Origin of the sequence: Arthrobacter silvisoli (genome assembly GCF_003369445.1) — a bacterium.
Lineage (GTDB): Bacteria > Actinomycetota > Actinomycetes > Actinomycetales > Micrococcaceae > Arthrobacter > Arthrobacter silvisoli.
Window position 1 is genome coordinate 1 of record NZ_QRCU01000006.1, and the last position, 17,884, is coordinate 17,884.

Sequence of the window (17,884 nt, forward strand, 5' to 3'; positions counted from 1 at the left end):
ACATTTCCGCCGAACAGCAAGCCATCGTCGACGCGATCATCGGACCAAAAGTCACGCACTAAGGAAATGAGCCAAGTCAGGTCGGACGCAGCCGAACGCACCACCAGCTGGTAGTAGTACATGCCGTTGATGAGGTCGATCATGGCCTCCACGTCCACGCCGGGATCGATCTCGCCGGTCTCCATGCCGCGCCGGATCTCCGCCGCCACGGGCTCCCGGCGCCGCGAGACGTGCCGCTCCCAGGACAGCGCCCGCAGTTTCTCGTTCTCCAGGCCCAGGGCCACGCGCTTCTTGATCAGCGTGCCCACCCGGCCGTCCACCACCGCGGAGCCCTGGTCGTAGGCGTTGAGGATCGTGTCCAGGCAACTGCCCGACGGCGTGACCTCCACTCCGCTGCGCACGCTGTCCAGCGCGGCGGCGATCAGTTCCTCGCGGCTGGGCCAGCGCCGGTAGATCGCCGCCCGGCTCACGCCCGAGCGCTCGGTGATGGCGGTTATGGTGACCTCCCGGGTGTCGCGCTCCAGGAGCAGGTCCACGGTGGCGGAGAGGACCGAGGCCGCCAGGGTTGTATCCCTCGGCCGGCCGGGGGCGCGCATCGCGTCAGTCATCGGCCACCAGCTTGCCACGTAGTTCCTCGATGAGCCGGTCGCTCAGCCCGGCTTGGCGGACCGGCTCCAGCACGCTGCCGTGCCGCTGGACCAGGACCGACTGCATGGCGTCCATCGACGCCGCGTGCGCGCCCATCATCGCCCCGAGAATACCGCCGCCAGGCACGGCGTCGGACGGCATGACCTCCGGCAGCAGCCCGCCCATGATCGCCCGCAGCCGCGGGAACAGCTGCGGCAGCCGGGCGGCGGTTGCGGCGTAGTCCGCGGAGATCGTTTCCGGGGAGGCACCCAGGGCTGAGAGCACGACGGCGGCGAACACCCCGGTGCGGTCCTTGCCGGCGGCGCAGTGGAACACCGTGGCGCCCTCGCCCATGGCGACCACCGTGAGTCCCAGCGCGAGCTGCCGGGCCTGGTTCTCCACGAGGCCTGCGTACCAGGCGCCCACCTGCTCCGGGGTGACGGAGGCGGACATGAGCTCGCGGTCGATGTCCTCGGGCATCGACACGGAGGCCGTCAGCGGAAGGTGGTGGTAGTTGACGCCCGGCACCGTCAGGGGACCACGGCCCGTGAAGAGCGCCTCCTCAGCCGAGCGGAGGTCGATGACCTGCCGGACGCCGTCGTCGACCATCTGCCGGGCGAAGTCCGCCGGCATCACGGAGACGTCGTCGCTGCGCAGCAGCACGCCGCTGCGCAGCAGCACGCCGCTGCGGGTCACGCCGCCGTCAACCGGCAGGCCGCCAAGGTCGCGGAGGTTCACGGGAGCAAGATCGAGTGTTTCCAAAAGAATGGTTCCTAACTGAGCTTGGCGCGGATGAAGGCGCTGGCCCGGTCGAGTGTTTCCAAAAGAATGGTTCCTAACTGAGCTTGGCGCGGATGAAGGCGCTGGCCCGGTCGATGAGGGTCACCAGCACGATGATGCTGATGATGATGGCGCAGAGGTGGCCGTAGTCGTACATGCGCATGGCGGTGGTGAGTTCCAGGCCGATGCCGCCCGCACCCACCAGGCCCAGGATGGTGGCGCCGCGGACGTTGCCTTCGAACAGGAGCAGCGTGTAGCTGACCAGCAGGGGAGCGGCCTGCGGGAGCACCGCGTAGGCCACGATCTGCCGCTTGTTCGCGCCCACCGCGGCGAGCGCCTCCACCGGTCCGGGCTGCACGGATTCCATGGCCTCCGCGTAGACCTTGCCGATCGAGCCCACCGAGCCCAGCACGATCGCCAGGATGCCGGCGAACGGTCCCAGGCCCACGGCGGAGACGAACATCAGGGCGAAGATGAGGTCCGGGATGGAGCGCAGCACGTTCAGCACCCAGCGGCACGCGGTGTAGACCCAGCGCGGGGCAATGTTGCTGGCCGCGCCGAAGCTTAGCAGCAGCGAGGCCAGGGCGCCGAGCACGGTGCCCACCACAGCCATCTGCAGGGTCTCGACCAGGAGTTTGACGATGATATCGAACTTGTCGAAGGTGGTTACAGAAGGCTAAGACACTTATTGTCCCAGTCATACGCCTCAGGCAAGATCTGATTAAGTGTCCTGTCCACCTCCCAGCACGGGTTTCGGACGCGGGACCTTGCCTGCGCCTGAGGAAGCAGATTGATCGAAATACTCGTGCCTGAACGATTGAGCGTCAGCGGGGCGGACTGCCTGCCGTTAACGGATCGGCCATGTGCGATGTCCCCACGATGGCCTCCAAAAGAATCCATGTTTGCAAGCCATAGTGTGTCGAAATCAGCCTCGTTAAATCCCAGAGGCAATAGTAAGCCATATAGGTTTGAACTCTTGATGCCGTTATTTGACCCTATCCTTTGGACGTACCAGTCAGCGGCCTCCTTTATCTCCTCGTCTAGGGATCTGAACGAAAAGGGCCGTCGAGGGAGGGCTCCAATTTGAATGCCGTGATGCACCTTGAGCACGGTCTCAAGGACGGTATTGACTTGGCCGAGCCGCTGGTATTTCCAGAGAGCCGAGATCAGGACTCGGCGAGATAGCTCTTCAAAGTATGACTCCAAAGCCGCGTGGGCGGCGACAAGATAGGTGTCTCCGAAGACGAGATCCTTGTCTCGAGGCACTGGGCGGCGCGGCGTTAGGTAAAGGCGGCGGATAGCCAAAATCTCGTTGGCAAGGCTCGCCTTAAGCAGGATCCTTCTAGACAAGGCTACTCACCGGACGCTGTCATCAATTGGTCTAGGGCCATGCCCCAGGCGCTGAAACGGGTACGAACCGCTTCAATAGATTTCGTTGTCGCCGTGAGAGAAAGGGAGAATTCCTCATTATTTAGGCAAAGCGTTTCAAAAAGGTGACGAACTTCTGCCGGCCTAGAGTAGGCCAGATCTACGAACCTGCCATCCTGGAAATGAAAAGCCATGATGTCTAGAACTGCCCTGTTTCGTCGACTTTCATACCCCCGCTTCGTAAACCTCTTGAACGCGTTTTTGCCAAAGACGTGAAAAGTAAGATCAATTCCTTGGTCGAGACCAGTTGCCAACTGTCTTACCTGAATTTCGTGGCTTGCCCAGTGCCTGTTAAGAAATTCGCATGTTTCGTCAAGGAAAGTGCGGAGATTGCCTCGGTACTCATGCATCCTCATCGATAATGCGATGTGTCGAATCAGCATCTCTGCATCTCGCATTCGGAAGTCGGGACCCTTTCCGCCGAGGAATGAGCGGATGGCCGCGCTTTCGGCTGAACACTCCATAATGAAATTCATGAAGGGTCCAGGGTGAAGAGCCCTTCGAAGCTCTTGTGGAGATAAGCCGACAACGTTCGAATTAAGTCGAAGGAAAGTCAAATATAGTAACGCTTCATTTTCCCAGTCTCTAAGAACGACACTGCGAATGACTTGATTTTCTAGGGCGGCTGCATGGACGTCTAGGTTGGGGTTGCTGCGCATATCTTCAAAAGTAATTCCATTCAGATGGGTGAGGATCTGAAGTCCCGATAGCTTCATGGGGTTACTGTCGATTCCGGCAAATATTTGCAGACTGCGCAGTCTTTGTTTTCCATCCAGAACTATGAACTTTCCTCGCGAGTTCTTCTGTTCTGCCAATATTATTTGAGGGATTGGTATTCCCAGAAGGAGGCTCTCTATGAATCGGGACCTCTTGATGTCGCTCCAGACATCGCGGCGCTGAAAGGCTGGCTCAAGGTCGAATCGGCCGCGTTGGAGTTGGCCGACCAACGTCTCAACGGTCCAGTCGGTGCTCCAGGTGACCGTCGCATCGGTTCTGACATCTTTCGCAACATCGGACTCGTCGACATCCAACGAAAGTGTTTCACTCTTTTGGGAATCAGCCATTCTGCAAATATATCGGACGGAAACAAACCTGGGACGCAGAAGCGCAGAATTCCTGGATGTCAGTCCGAAAATACCCAGTTCTGACGATGGTAGCGGACGTGACGTACAGTCCTACGGTGAAGATGTAGCTGCTGCCGGAACCTTATGCTTTAGGTACCCTCTGTAGACGACCGATACCCTCTAAAGCCTTGTACCGCTGACGTATTTTCGAAGCGAATCCTGGATCCTGGATGAGAACGCCTGCTTCCAGGTTTAGGTTGGCTGCGGCAGCGCTGAGGTTTGCGCTGGTAACGAGTGCCAGGGTCGAGTCCACTATGACGACTTTTGAATGTTGGACGCCGTACTGGCCTTCAGGAGGGACATACGCTAGGAAACAGGCACCTTCAAGAACGGCCTGGAGCTTCGCAGTTGTGTCATTCATCTTTGCCGCCTCAACCACGAGAGTGACAGAGACACCTCTGGCGATTGCCCGCCATAGAGCCTTGACAAAAGGGGAGCCCATCGACGCCGAGTAAGTCGAGGCGAGAATGTCCTCCTTCGCTTCATCGATCAGGTGTGCGACAGCTGCTGTTGTGTGGTCGCCATCACCCGAGAAGCTCGGACCGCTCCAGACAGGGCGCGGCGGAGAGGGCGCTCGCTCCGCCGCAGCCGCAAATCCCCTTAGCACTGACGCCAGGAGCGCTGGGTCACCGAGCAATGAGAAGGCTTTTGCTAGGAACCCGACCGCAGAATGTGACGAGTTCGGCAAGAACGACGCTGCCCGGTCCAGACGCCCGTCGATTTCCAATGATGCGGCAATGCTCGTCGCTTGTGAGGCTGTCAGTGCCCGCGCCAGCTGAAGCAATGTGTCTGCCACTAGGCCTGGCCTCCGAACTTTGCGAGCGTTGGCTGAAACAGACCTTCAACCGCGTACTCGGGCCCTGCATTCAGGGTCAATGCAAAGCGACGGTCGAGGAAGCGGTTGGCCTTCTCGCAGGACGTCTCCGACACGAACAGGCAGAAATGGCAGGCCGCACCGTGGAGGAAATCCTCTTGACCGCTGGGCACCCGATGCGCGCAAATAGGGTCCGAAGAACACCTTTCGGCTCGCAGCAACGCATCCCGGAATACACCTTCGAGCCGCTCCGTTCTGGCCAGATCAACCAATCCCCCGAGAGTTCCCTCGCTGTCTGGGGATGTCGTGGCGATCAGAATACCTGCTGCCGCCTCCCGATCGTCGGTCTCACGCCATGCGTAGAGACGTTCGGATAGCGATGCCGAGCCGTAACCACTGGACATTGCCATTTCACGGATAAGTACATGAGACATCGTGTGCAGTGCCCAGTATCGCGGCGGTGGCATACGGTCGGCCGGATCGATCTTTTCCGCTGTGCGGCTTTGTCGGCGGCCCATGTTTCGTTCATGTGCTGCGACATGTGCCTTCCACACGTCAGAATCGAGCACGTCATCCTCCCACATTCGAATCACACTCTCGTCAAACCGTAGAAACACTCCTTCACCGCGGTCTTCTGTAGCTGGAACCCACTTGGGGTTGCCCGATTGCACGAGTGGTGCGATCCGGTTGGGTGCATCGCCCACACGATCCAAGGCATCGATTCGTGTGAATCCGATGAAAGCGTTCGCTTTCTTGACTCGCTCCACCGCGACCACATCCGAAAGTACCGGCTGCAGGGAGGTTGCTACGTTCACGGTACGGACGCGGAAGCCGGCCCTGCGGTCCTCGCGTTCGAAATCCTCGGGATGGACAAGAGTGTCCCATTCGGGCTCAAGGAGGTTGATCGGGTCAAAACCTGACGGAGTGGCCGGGGCATCGATTTCGGCGGCATTGCCCCGAGCGACTTGAATGGCTGTCCAGAGATCTTCGTCTGAGACCCCGCTGAACTTTGTGGTGACACTTGAATCGCCGAATTCCCGCCACGAAGTCAATTTCTCGACGGTAGTAACCTTTGTAAAAGTTGTGGGGGGAAGGGCTTTAACCGTCTCGGCTATGTCGGCTGGCGTAATGTGCTTGCGTGCAGGCAGCACGAGCACGCTCACCGAGGCGGGGAACCACTGGTTGGCTGCGCCTAGCAGCATCAGCCTAACGTCCGCCTGACACGGATGGTCGGCCGGCGCATACGTGGGAAGGTGTGGGTGCCGTCCGCGGCAGTCGGGAAGCATCTCTTCTCCGCCGGCCCGAGTGAGCTCAGCGATGTTTCGTGAGGCGTCGCAGGCCACGCAAGAGATCTTCACCTGCGGTCCGAGGTTGGATCGCCATTCCATCATTCGCATCTCCGGCTTGGCGACCTTGCACTTCACCGGGATGCCGTCGGCGCCATGCACCCACTCGACATAAGGGAACTCGTCGAGGTGTCCGTCGGTACAGGCGATCAAGTAGCGGGCAGGCACGGCCAGGCGCGGCCGCGCTTCCAAAGTGCCCTGCTTCTGGCCCTTCTTTGGGCGGCCCTTGCACGACTTGTGCACGAACTGCGCCTTGTCGGGTCGGTGTTTGCTCGTGTTCACGAACTCGAACTTGGTGGACTCCGAGATAGGTGCCAACAGGTCACAGCCGGTGCAGCGCAGCCACTGCGGGAATACGCGGGTCGGGATTCCGATGGGAGTGCCACCTTCATGGGCCTTCTCCGGCACCCAGGGGAGTTGCCGCAGCTCTTCGACACGAGGCAACATCTTGCGGACCGCAGCGAGCAGGCGCGGCACCAAGACCAGCTGCGGGCCGCCCTGCTTCGAGTAAGCGATCTCCCAAGCGTCAAGGCCTTGGGGCATCACCGCTATGTGAGGCATGTCCACCGTTGCCCCAATGCCCGAGGTATAAAGCAGGGCGCTAGGTCGCACTGAGCCTACCCGGCTGTGGTTCTTCGCGCCGACGGCTTCCAGCTCCCCAAACGGGTTGGCCACCACTCCGGCGACGCTGGATGCTTCTTCCTCTACGACTTGACTCATTTCGCATCCTTCTTCGAGAAGACCCATTTCGGCGCAGCTGCACTTAGCGGCTCCGCTAGTCTGCCAACGATCGGTGTTACAAGGAGATTGATCTCGGGCTGAACTTCGCGCATCGAGTTGGCCACTTGAAAAAGTCGGCTGTCTTCGTCGGGAACCACTGTCTCCGGGCTCACCAGCAGGGGTGACACGATCTGCCCACCGCCCAGGGAGTCCTTTTGGTAAGTCAAGGCGCCTGACCACTTGTCCGACTCGTCCGTCCACTTGTCGAGGCGCAGGATGAGCTTGCTCTTGGCAGCTTCGGCTACCGCGTCGTCGCCGCCGCTGGCAATTCTGACCCGTGTGACAAGCCTGCCGACAAGGGTGTCGGCGAACGTTCGCCGCTGCACAATCGTCCCAGCCCCGATTTCGGGCGAGAGTGAGGGCTCATTCCGTTGGTCGGCGACGCGGGCCGCCGACACCAGCACGCCAGTCAGGCCACGCTCCAAAGCGGCGTCGGAGAACGGGGTCACGGACAGTGCTTCGACGTGCGCATAAAACGTGTCATGGTAGTGCTCGAACTGTTCATAGTGCGCCATGTCCCGCGGCCGGGACCGGTTGGCGAGCGTCACCACGAGGCCGGGTTTGGAGGCTTCACGACCAACGCGCGAAGACGCCTGAATATACTCCGCAGTGTTCTTCGGTTGGCCGACCACCAGCATCAACCCAAGCCGCGGCACATCTACACCTACCTGGAGCATGGACGTAGCGAGGACCACGTCATACGGCATATCCCGTGGGGGAAGCTTCCGGCCGGCCTTCTTGGCGGCTGCGGCCCGCACACCGTATTCCCGTTTAGCCTCAGTCGTATCCCGGTCCGGGTCAAACGGAACACTCAGGGTGGTTAGCGTCTTCGAAATATCCGCTGACGAGATGCGGGACGTCAACTCGCCGATCCGCAGCCCACTGGACCCCCGCCGGGGGTAACCAGAGTCTTTGTCGGGGTTGCTGGTTCGGGTGACGATGTCGTCTTCGAGATAGCGGCGCATGCCGGCCAGCTCCCGGGTGGCGGAGAAGTAATCAACCAGCGTCACGTATGGCTCGGCCGCCGCACCATGGGCGTCGAACAACTTCTGACCGGCGAGGAGCAGAATTTCGCTGACCCGGATCTCCGCCAGGGTCAGGCGGGCCCCGTGGGCGCAAACCCCGACGTAACGCCGGCCGGGGTCCTTCTCACTGATCGTGACTTCCTTCGAGAAGAAGGTGTCTGTCACTGATAGGACCTGGGGTGGGAAGATCTGCACCTGGCGTGCATAGAGCTTCATCACCTGATCGCGGGCGTTCCTCACGGTCGCGGTGGAGGCGATAACCAGGGGCTTCACTAGCGCGGGGCTGTCGGCAGTGCCATACTCCCACGTTGAAAGCGTGTCTATTGCTCCTTCGAACAATCCCACTGCAGTGCCGAGCGCGCCGGTGATGAGGTGGAGTTCGTCCTGGATGATGAGGTCCGGCGGACGCAGCCGGTCCACACCCTTCACGATGGCCTTTGGATAGGTTCTCCCGCCTTCCGATTTTGAGGTGTGACCGCTAGCTCCGCATACAGAGGTCACTGTGTCGGGGTGCTTGTAGCCGTGCCGTTCGCACCGTTGAGACACGTAGCCAAACAGGCTCGCCGCCTCACCCTCGCGGGCCAGTCTCGCGAACTTGTCGACGGTCGCCAGTAGGAAGGTCGGTGGATTGCGGTAGATCTCATCGTCGACGGTCAACACGGGAAGACCGTCTATCGCACTGCCACCCGCCGAGAACGGGCACCGCCCGAGCTTGTCCCCGCAGTAGACATGGATGCGCTGGGTCGTTTTCACGGCAACGACATCCGCTTTGGGGTTAATTGGCGTTCCGCACCAGGGACAGCTGCTGAACTGGAGCACCGTGAGTCCATAGGCGGAGTTGCCGTCGTCATTACGTACGTCGCGCACCTGTTGCTCCGCCTCAGCAAAGCGTTTCGGGCTGACGCTTGAGCCTACCCAAAGGCCGATGCGGAACGGTTCCTGGCCCCACGTCGCCGGGTCTTCACGCCGCACTACCTCGGCGGCGCACATGAGCGTGGTGGCACGCAGGAACTGCTGAGAGGTGAGCAGGCGGAGCGTGTACCGCATCAGCACGGCGACACCGTCGCGGCCGTCAATCAGGCCGCCGGGCGTCTCGATGACGCCTTGGAGGCGGCGGATGCCGAATGTGAATGCCGCGAGCCCCAGATAGGCCTCGGTCTTGCCACCACCGGTGGGGAAGAACAGCAACTCCGCGCGGGGCAAGTCGCCGGACCGCCGAGGCACCGTCGGGTCGACGATCGACGGCAGTTGCATCAGGATGAACGCGAGCTGGAAGGCACGCCATGAAGCCGCGCTATCACCCTTTGCATCGATCGCAGCCGTCGCATCCTTTACCGGCAAAGTGCGGTCCGCATTCCTGAGCGCGGCTATCTGGGATCGGAGACGCTGATCGCGCATCGTGCGGTTCATGAAGGCAAAGGCTTTTCGAGCCTGTTCGCTTGCATGGGCTTTCGGATCAGTATTCGTCAGCAGACTGAGGCCAGCGCGCAAGCGCTTCAGCGCATCCTCGCCGTCCTGAATTCCGGTTTCAGCGACTTTCAGGAGGTGCTCGGGCAGAGCCGCGGCGTCGAGGCGTCGCTCATGGAGCCAGTGCTCGTAGCCGTCGAGCAAAGGTGTTAGGTATTGCCCAAGCTGATCAGGAGACGCCTCCGTGAGCAGCCGCATGCTCATCTCGGCCCCCTTGATAGTTGGTGCAAGGGTTTGCGGGACCTCGGCCGTGGGCAGCCAGGTCGTACGCACCGCAGTGGCCGTGCGGGACTGTGGATCCGGCAGGGTCCAGGAGGCGGATGCCGTGCGGCCGACGGCGAACTCAAGGCGATCGCGGTACAAGAGATCGAGCTGCAGCACCTCGGGGTCGCCGAAGTCGCGTGCCCGCTCAAGCGCGTCGCGGGTGGGCCGGAACACTGCGGTTCCGTCTTCGGTGCTGACTTCCAGCTGGGTCTGGAACAGCCAGACCTTGGGCGGGAGCTCTTTACCGGTGACCTTTGTGTTCTGGAGGGCGGCCTCTACTACCCGCAGCCCGTCGTGCTCGAAGACTTCGACCGAGATCGCGACGTGGCCCTCGATGATCACTTCGGTATGCGTTTGCCCGGCGCCGATTGCCGCGATGTCGATCATCCGCGGCACAACGTGGTCGGTCCGGTCGTAGAAAGTCTGCGTGCGGCCGTCCTCGTCGGCCTCCCGGCGGGGCGCGTATTGACCCCACCGTGCTGTGAAAACGAGGTTGCCAACGTCGGGGCCGACCTTGAAGCGGAGGCCCATCGACGACGGTGCGATGAGCTTGGATTCCGGACCGCGGTCTTCGTCGGCTTCGGCACCTCCAGCATCGGTGATGGACTCGTCAGGCTCTTCCAACACGCCCTGTACATCTCGCCTCGCATCGGCGTCTTGGACAGCCAGGACGTCTGAGTCCCGGAAGTCGTTAGGGCTGTGTACGTCCGGCTGGGCTTTTGCTTGCGGGAGTGGGTCGTCGTCGCCGATAGCGACTGGCGCCAGGGCTCCGACAAGATAGCGAGCACGCGGCGTGCCATTGACCGACTCATCCGGCTCGCCCCAAGGCCCGATCAGATCGCGCTGCAAAAGGTCTATGAGCTCGTCGCGAACCTGTGCAGAGCTAGCCGATTGCGACGGAATTGTTTCGGTGGTCATTTAGAACATCGCTCCTTCTGGGGCGGTCTCCGGATCAAGGTCGAGGTCCGGGTTGGTGAGCACTCGGCCGTTGTTCTGCGCCTCAAGTGACACCCGGCGATGGTTCTCCTCCAGCAGCCGGTCGAGGATCTCGACGCGCGCTTTCGGACTCACCGTGAAGCGCTCCATTTGCCGATAGGTGTGGAAGCCATGATCGAGTGGAATGTCGGTCCAGCCATACGCCTCCATTACCGCAACGTCGATTTGGATGTGGATCTCGCGGATCCGGGCGACATCGGGATCAATCGTCACTTTCGGATCGTTGACAAGGTTGTACAGGGCAGTAAGCCCCAGCTCACGGCGGAGCATCACCTCGCGGCGTTCAGAATCCAGCGCCTCGCCTAGATGGCGCATCCGGTCGGTCGGTTGTGGGCGGGGTAGCGTCTCAAAGACATCCGACGGCGTATATCTGACCCGCGTTTCAAGCGTCGATCCATAGGTGATTGCCCAAGTCTGATGTGGCATCGAGGATAGGAACGCAAAATCGGCAAAATCGTCAGTGGCAAATACGCCAAGCGCGTGACTGAACACTTGTCTCGCGTTCACGCGCATCGGCATAACGGTCTTACTCACGAGTGCGATCGCTGCCACGTAGTCGAGTTCTTTGATTGCTTTATAGAGGCCAGGTCTCTTGTCGGCGTACTGCCACCAGCGGTCGGGAAGTGGCTTGCGAAGCGCATACTCGCCATCCGGTTTCGTTCTTTGCCTTTCGGGTCGGACTGTCCTCTCCACGTGATCGAATACGGGTCCAAAGGCTTGGGCACGCTCAATTGGCCAGTCAAAGAAGTTCACCACCCAGCGACTGGCGTCCGCCGAGGGCCGAGAATTTAAGTCCTCACCATTCATGTAGGGATGTATTACTTGCGCATTTAACGGCGATACCTCAAGAAGGCTCTCCGCTTCTTCGGCTTTTAGAACGAATCCACTTCCCAGTACGTACGACCCTACGAATGCAAGATGTCGATTTGCCTGGATTGCAACGGGTGCGCCAGAAGTCCTCGATCTCGGTTCCAGCAGGGAGGATATTGCATCCACCTTCAGGCCATCTGCAACCGGAAGCACGGCTTCGCTGAGGGGACGATTTGTTCCCCAAATGGCCGCATACTCCAAGTTCGCCGACTTTGCAGGCCATGGTGAGCTTTGGATACTCCGCCGGAGCACCAAGCCATGAACGAGGAGGCGATCGATACCTACTTCGCGGGTATCGCCCTGTGCCACCGTATTGGTCGCAATCAGTCCCATTTGACCGTCATCGGAATTGAGCAGCTCATGGGCGCGAAGCAGGAAGTATGCAACCAGGTCGGCACTTCCCGTTGCCCCGCTCGCCAAGATCCGCACAAGCCAGTCTCTATAGTTGACGCCGGAACTCGACGAGATCTTCTTTCCGCCGAGGAAGGGAGGATTGCCAATGATCGCGTCGAATCCGCCGTTGTCCACCACTACGTCCGGCGCTTCGATCACCCAATGAAGAGGCTTCCAACGGGCTTCGCCGGTATCCACTGTGGGAGTCAGGCCCGCCGAAAGAATCGCGTCAAGTCCTCTGCGGTCACCCTCACCACCCCCTTGGGGGAAGGCAGCGAAAAGCGCATCCGCGAGCTCACCATAGCTTGCCTCAAACGCCTTGGCCGGTTTGCCCCCTGCACGGAGTCCCGCCGCGATTATGCCATCGGCGACATCACGCAGCCGAGTGGTCAACTTGCGCGACTCGTCAAGGAGCTTCCGCTTAGCTCTGGTGGAGCGCATTCGATCGGCGTCGTCGACCTGGCCGCTGGAGAGCTCGCGACGAAGTTGGGAAGCACGGGCGAGATCGCTGTCAACATCGAGTTGAAGGAGCTTTCTCTGGAGGACTCGGCTGTGGCTAGGGTCGATATGCTGGGCACGGAGCTGCCGTTCGGTGGTGACCCCGAGCAGTGAGTTGCCGTGGAACACCCGGTCATCAACGAAGGAAAATGGCTTGCCGGGGTCCATCGAAACTAGCCACAAAGAGAGCTTGCACATCTCGACGGCCATGCCGTTGATGTCGGCGCCGTACAGGCAACGGGCAACCACTTCCCGGGTGGCCCACCGCTTTGCGTCTTCGTTGGCGGCTTCGCTCAGCCCCTCCTTTGAGAGGGCTTCAATGAGGCGGTCTGCGAGGTAACGTGCCGCGGCAACCAGAAAGGCGCCGGAACCGACGGCGATGTCCGCAACCTTGAGGTTGAGGATCTCAGTGGAGCTCCTCAGGACCCAGTCGTCCCGGTTCTCGGTGTCGAGGGGACCCGGCGAGAAGACGATGGGTTCGAGCGCATGGAGTACCACTTCTTCTGCCAGCGACCGCGGGGTGTAGTGCGTGCCCGTATTGGCTCGTTGCGGGGACTCAGTCATCACGAGACCGCCCTCGGGGACGACGTACGGGAACTCTCGAAGATCGTTCCGGATTAGAGCGTGTAGCGGCGCGAGCTGGTCGACAAACTCGGTGCGGCCAAGCAGCACGAAGCCAAGGCGGGTGCGGGCGTCGGCGGCCTTCGTTGCATCGTCCACATCGTAAGCTTTCGCGATTTGTCGTAATGTTGCCGGTTTCGAATTCGGCTGTTTTTCCTTCAGATATGCGATCAATTTATTAGCAAAGTCTGCTCCGCTCGTAGCAGCATCGGCGATCTTACACAGCTCGTTCAAAGCGATTTCAGGCTCGTACCCGCTCTTGCCATGGAGCCCGACGACGACGTCTTGGGTGTATTCGGCGGAATACCCGAGCAAACCCTCGTAGACATAGCCGATCTGTTCGACGTCGAGGTCGCGGAACGAAAGCTGGCGGGCTTCGCCGCCCACATGTGCGATCTGCACGGCTTTGAGGACTTGGAGCATGACCCGGTCGGAGACGCGGACGGAGAGCTGCCCTTGCGCGTTGGTCGTGCGTAGCCATGGGAAGCGGGCCGGGTCGAACAGCGATCCACCGTACGCCGGCATCCGAGTGTCTTCGAACGTGGCACCCGAGAAGATAGCAGCGCTGGCGGCGAGTAGGCGGTGCCAGGTCTCCCAGGTGTGGTCGAGGGCTTCCTCGCTGTCGTTCTGCGCTCGATGTTCCAAGTCAACGCGAACTCCGGAAATGGCGTAGGAGTCGCGGTACATTTGATGCTGCGGCAGCAGGGCGCGTTCCTCGGCGAAGAGGAGAAAGACGACGCGCATCAACACGGACACTGCCGCTTCGTACACCTGCTTGCTGTCGTCCGGCAGAGGAGACCCCTCTCTGTTTGCGACGGCCCGCAAGTGCGACTCGGACATCGCCTGGAGGACGAGCTCGACCGCACGCCGGACTTGGTCGCCCAGGGCCTCGGTGATTGCCTCGGCACTGGCGACGCTGAGCTCGAACAACTTCGGCAGTCGCTTCTCGGTGGCGCCGCCAGCGAGCGAGACCAGCCCGGCGAGGGCGAGGAACGCGTCCCGGCTGTCCCGTTCCTCACGCCATATGAGCGAATCGAAGACGCCGCTCGCCGTAGTGACGTCGCGGACGGCGGAGACTATGCCCCACCAGCGGCCGTCAGTGACGAGCCCGATGCTAATCTGCCCCTCGCGCAGGAGGGCAGCAGTTCGGTCGATTGCGTCAGCGGCCCAGCCATCGGCACCGGTTCGCCGGAGATCGTCGGTCGGATCAACGACTACGACCAGCGCCGCCGGGCCGTCTCCCGCGTCTAGCAAGGCCCACGGGCGTACGGACACGTCCCCATCAGGCGAACTGGCGATGATCATCGGGTCCGGGTGCGCGTCGAGGTGTTCATCCCACTGCAGCAGATCGCGTAGGACAGTGGTCACCCAGCGGTCGCGCCAGGCAAGATCATCAGCGGGGTCTGATTTACCTTGCCGCGCGGTCCACGCCTTCGACCACAGGGTGTGTTCGTACACGAACGTGCTGTTGACGTCGTCAATGGCGTTGTACGGCCGGTCAAGTCCGTTGGGGAACACCGATTTGAGGGCAGCGCGCGAAAGGAACGGCCCATCAACGTCGACGAGGGACAGCCACTCCCAAGGGTCCTTAGTTGCCATCGTTCTTCCCCAGTCTCTCAGCATCGGCCGGGCTCAGTGCGAACACGACCGCGGCGACGAATGTGTGCGGTTGCAGATTGGCGTAGCGCCTGGACACGGCGTCCCGCTCATCGCGCTGCTCCTCGGCGAGGGCGTCGAGACGTCTTCTGATTTTTATCAAGTCCTTCTCGCGCTGGCGCTGCTCCTCGTGGAACAGCATGTCCTCAAGCTCGCGTTTGCGCTCTTCGGCGTTGTCGAGCGTGCCCGCCAATGTCTGGCGGAACCGGGCGAAAACCTCGTTCACACGTTCGAGTTCGGCGGTCTTGCGCTTGACAAGGTCCTGCTCAATCCCGCTGCGCAGCCTCTGAGCCCGGGAGGCGACGGCGTCGGCGACGCGCTGGCGAATGCCGCCGTCGTCGGCGCCCTCTGCGTTCCAAACATCGGCTAGTCCGGCGAGCACGCCAGGGGCGGGTGAAGTCAACTTCTCGGCGTCTAGAGCTGTGACCAGAAGATCCTCCGAGCGTTCGACGCCGAGTTCCTGGCGTCGAGTGAGCCGGGTGCCGGCAAGGAACACTTCCTCATGGAGGCGAGTGCCGCCGTCGCCGACCACGACCAAGCGTGCGACGCCGGCGACGAACGACTGTTCCAGCCCGTCGACTACCACGGCGCTCACGCCATGGATGTAGTTTGAGCGGGTCCAGATCTGGCCGCGAAGTTCGCGTGCGGCGCGCTGGATGAGCGGGTGTCCCAAGTGAGTGTAGACGATGTCGGTACGACCCTTCGCCTCTTCACCGTCGAACGTGATGGGGCGTGGCTTATCGGGGCGGAGGCGAGTGCGCAGCCCCTCCAGCCCCGGCGTCCAGGTGCGGTCGAGCCCTGAGGGCAGGGCGTAGAGATCGGCCTGTTCGTCGTCGTCGACCACACCAATGAGGCCGGGCTGACCTGACACCCGCAGCCCGGTCTCCAGGACGCGGCGCAGATTGCGGTCATGCAGGTGAAGGCGGTCACGGGAACTTTCAAGCCTGTCGGCAAGGGAAGTTAGTTCACGGCGGAGACTGTGTTCGCCTTGCATGGCAGTCTGAATGATCTGCTCGCCGGAGCCCTTGACTAGTTTCGGTCGGGCGGGTAGGTTTCCGTAGCCGAGCGTTCGCTGGATATCCGGATCGATGATGTCGCCCGCGGACCCGAGGTCTTCCTGCACACGAGAGATTTTGCGGGCGACTCGGGCAAGATAGTCGGTGTCCCTGGCGTAGTTCGAGGAGGTAGCCGACTTGTCTTCCGGATCAGGGTGGTAAATCTGCGGGCGTTCGGTCTGCCCATAACGATCGATGCGGCCAATTCGCTGCTCAAGGCGGTTGGGGTTGAAGGGGATGTCGAAGCTGACCAGGCGGTGGCAGTGTGTTTGCAGGTCGATGCCCTCACCTGCGGCGTCAGTCGCGATCAGAATTCGCACGGGGTCCTTGGAAGGGTTCTCGGTGAAGCGCACGCGGATGAGTTCGCGCTCTTCGGCATCGGTTGAGCCCTCGATCACCGCAAGACGGTCCCCTCCGAGGTCAAACGCATTGAGGATGTCGCGAATCCAGTTGAGCGTGGAAACGTACTCGGTGAAGATGACGAGGCGTTCGTTCAACCACGTTCCGTCGGGAGTGAGCAGCTGACCTCGGATCAGGTTGATGAGCGACTGGAGCTTCGTGTCAGGCAATGAGGCGTAGCGCCATCCCCAGTCGATGAGCCACTCAAGGTCCGCGACATCTTTACCGGTCAGCGGAACCTGTGCGCGCTGTGCCAAGCGGAGTGCTTCAAGCTCAGGCTGCTCCAGGCGACCTTCTTCTTCATCGGAGGCTTCGTCGCCGAGCACCTCGTCGTAGTCAGGCAAGTCGATGTCGTCGTCTCCACGCAATCGGGTGGCGAGATACGTTTGGGCGGTCGAGGCGAATGCTGCCGGGGAGGAGAAGAATCGCTTCTTCAGAATCAGCGTCGCGAGATCGGCTGCGCGCTTGCCCTTCTCGGCCTTTACAGCAGCGTTGCGCCGCTTGGTGAACGCGATCAATCTGTCGTAGGCCTCAGACTCGTCGTCGGAGGGCAGGAACAGCAGGGCGTGCACTTCGCGCAGCTGGAAGCCTTCATCAGGAAGGTCTTTCTTGAGCCGGCGAACGGCAACTTCGCGCAGCGCCTTGGGATCGAGATCGGCGCCGCGGGCGAACCGCTGCGGGTCGACCATCTCCATGAGGGCCGTGAACGATTCGGTGTAACCGTTGTGCGGGGTAGCGCTGAGGAAGAGCCGGTGCTCGCAGCGCCTCGCGAGTTCGCGGACGGATACCGTGCGCTGGCTGTCGACGGCGTAGCGGCTCTTGTCATTGCCGCCGCGCGAGGGCGTGGCCGGGGCAACGTGGTGGGCTTCGTCCACGATGACGACATCGAATGCGTAGCGGTCGGCAACACGCTTGTCGTCGGCGCGGGCGTACACGTCCCGGAGGAGGCGTTCGGCTCGCGGTGACGGTAGCCACGACATTGAGACGATCACCCGGGGAAACAGGACGAAAGGGTTTGCGTGCACTCCGAAGCGCCGGCGGAAGTCGCGCATGGTGTTGGAGTTGACGATTTCGAAGCCGAGGCCGAACTTGTCGCGCATCTCCTCCTGCCATTTGATGACTAGGCCGGCTGGGCACACGATGATGACCGATCGGGCGCGGTGGCGGAGCAGCAGTTCCTGCACCACCAGTCCGGCTTCGACGGTTTTGCCAAGCCCGACATCGTCGGCCAGGAGGAGGTTTGCTCGAGGTGCTTCCAGCGCACGACGGAGCGGCTCAAGCTGGTAGGCCTCGATGGCTGCGCTGCTGCGGAACGGGGCCTGCAGCGTCCGGGCGTCCGCCGAGGTCAGGGCACCCCAACGGAGGGCATCAACGTAGGCGGCAAACGTCGTCGGATCGTCGAAATGGCCTGGGTCTACTGCCAGAGGGAGGCCTTGGTCGAGGATGACGCCGCGGCCCGGCTCAAGTTGCCAAATGGCCGTCATTTCGCGGCCGTAGTGCTCTTCCTCAATGGACTGGAGCGACACCGCGTGCTGGAGCTCGGCTTTGCCATCATCTGCACTGGATCGTTGGAGAGCTTGCCTGGCCACATCGGTGACGATCCATTTTGAGCCTCGAACAGTGACCAATTGACCGACCTCGGGCAGTTCGTCACTGACAAACGAGCCTGTAGCCGATACCGTCATGTCTTCCCCCATGGTCGATATTCAGTAATTCAAACACCAGTTATACACACAAGCCC

At 61.4% G+C, this 17,884-nt stretch carries 9 protein-coding genes and 1 pseudogene; all 10 read right to left on the minus strand.

Going from position 1 to position 17,884, the window contains the following annotated elements; genetic code table 11:
* The coding region (locus tag DWV11_RS00670; protein WP_136017850.1) for a TetR/AcrR family transcriptional regulator at nt 1-608 on the minus strand (608 nt) is incomplete at its 3' end.
* Entirely contained in the window at nt 601-1,389 is a 789-nt protein-coding gene (locus DWV11_RS00675; RefSeq protein WP_245953373.1) for a tyrosine-protein phosphatase, read from the minus strand. The genes DWV11_RS00675 and DWV11_RS00670, both read right to left, overlap by 8 nt.
* Before the next feature lie 73 nt (nt 1,390-1,462).
* Nucleotides 1,463-2,056, minus strand: a pseudogene (gene phnE / locus DWV11_RS00680) (phosphonate ABC transporter, permease protein PhnE); the annotation flags it as partial.
* 17 nt (nt 2,057-2,073) lie between these two features.
* Nucleotides 2,074-2,757, minus strand: coding sequence for a HEPN domain-containing protein (locus tag DWV11_RS19980; protein WP_168404487.1), 684 nt, complete (start codon nt 2,755-2,757; stop codon nt 2,074-2,076).
* A 2-nt stretch (nt 2,758-2,759) separates the two neighbouring features.
* Nucleotides 2,760-3,899: a DUF262 domain-containing protein gene (locus tag DWV11_RS00685; RefSeq protein ID WP_115786911.1), complete on the minus strand. Its 1,140-nt coding sequence runs from the start codon at nt 3,897-3,899 to the stop codon at nt 2,760-2,762.
* Between the two features lie 142 nt (nt 3,900-4,041).
* Entirely contained in the window at nt 4,042-4,755 is a 714-nt protein-coding gene (gene drmC, locus DWV11_RS00690) for a DISARM system phospholipase D-like protein DrmC (RefSeq protein ID WP_115786913.1), read from the minus strand.
* Entirely contained in the window at nt 4,755-6,839 is a 2,085-nt protein-coding gene (gene drmB / locus DWV11_RS00695; protein ID WP_115786915.1) for a DUF1998 domain-containing protein, read from the minus strand. Before drmB ends, drmC begins: the two co-directional genes overlap by 1 nt.
* Entirely contained in the window at nt 6,836-10,573 is a 3,738-nt protein-coding gene (gene drmA / locus DWV11_RS00700) for a DISARM system helicase DrmA (protein ID WP_115786917.1), read from the minus strand. The genes drmB and drmA overlap by 4 nt, the downstream gene beginning before the upstream one ends.
* Nucleotides 10,574-14,632 carry an Eco57I restriction-modification methylase domain-containing protein gene (locus DWV11_RS00705; protein WP_210725631.1) on the minus strand — a complete coding sequence of 1,353 codons (4,059 nt, stop codon included), beginning with the start codon at nt 14,630-14,632 and terminating at the stop codon, nt 10,574-10,576.
* Nucleotides 14,622-17,840, minus strand: a complete 3,219-nt coding sequence (gene drmD, locus DWV11_RS00710; protein ID WP_245953375.1) for a DISARM system SNF2-like helicase DrmD — start codon at nt 17,838-17,840, stop codon at nt 14,622-14,624. Before drmD ends, DWV11_RS00705 begins: the two co-directional genes overlap by 11 nt.
* Nucleotides 17,841-17,884: the final 44 nt, after the last annotated feature.

What these genes read in the sequence shown, in the direction of transcription:
- drmB (WP_115786915.1), bottom strand. Translation starts at nt 6,839, where the DNA reads ATGAGTCAAGTCGTAGAGGAAGAAGCATCCAGCGTCGCCGGAGTGGTG.
- DWV11_RS00705 (WP_210725631.1), bottom strand. Translation starts at nt 14,632, where the DNA reads ATGGCAACTAAGGACCCTTGGGAGTGGCTGTCCCTCGTCGACGTTGAT.
- DWV11_RS00685 (WP_115786911.1), bottom strand. Translation starts at nt 3,899, where the DNA reads ATGGCTGATTCCCAAAAGAGTGAAACACTTTCGTTGGATGTCGACGAG.
- drmD (WP_245953375.1), bottom strand. Translation starts at nt 17,840, where the DNA reads ATGGGGGAAGACATGACGGTATCGGCTACAGGCTCGTTTGTCAGTGAC.
- drmA (WP_115786917.1), bottom strand. Translation starts at nt 10,573, where the DNA reads ATGACCACCGAAACAATTCCGTCGCAATCGGCTAGCTCTGCACAGGTT.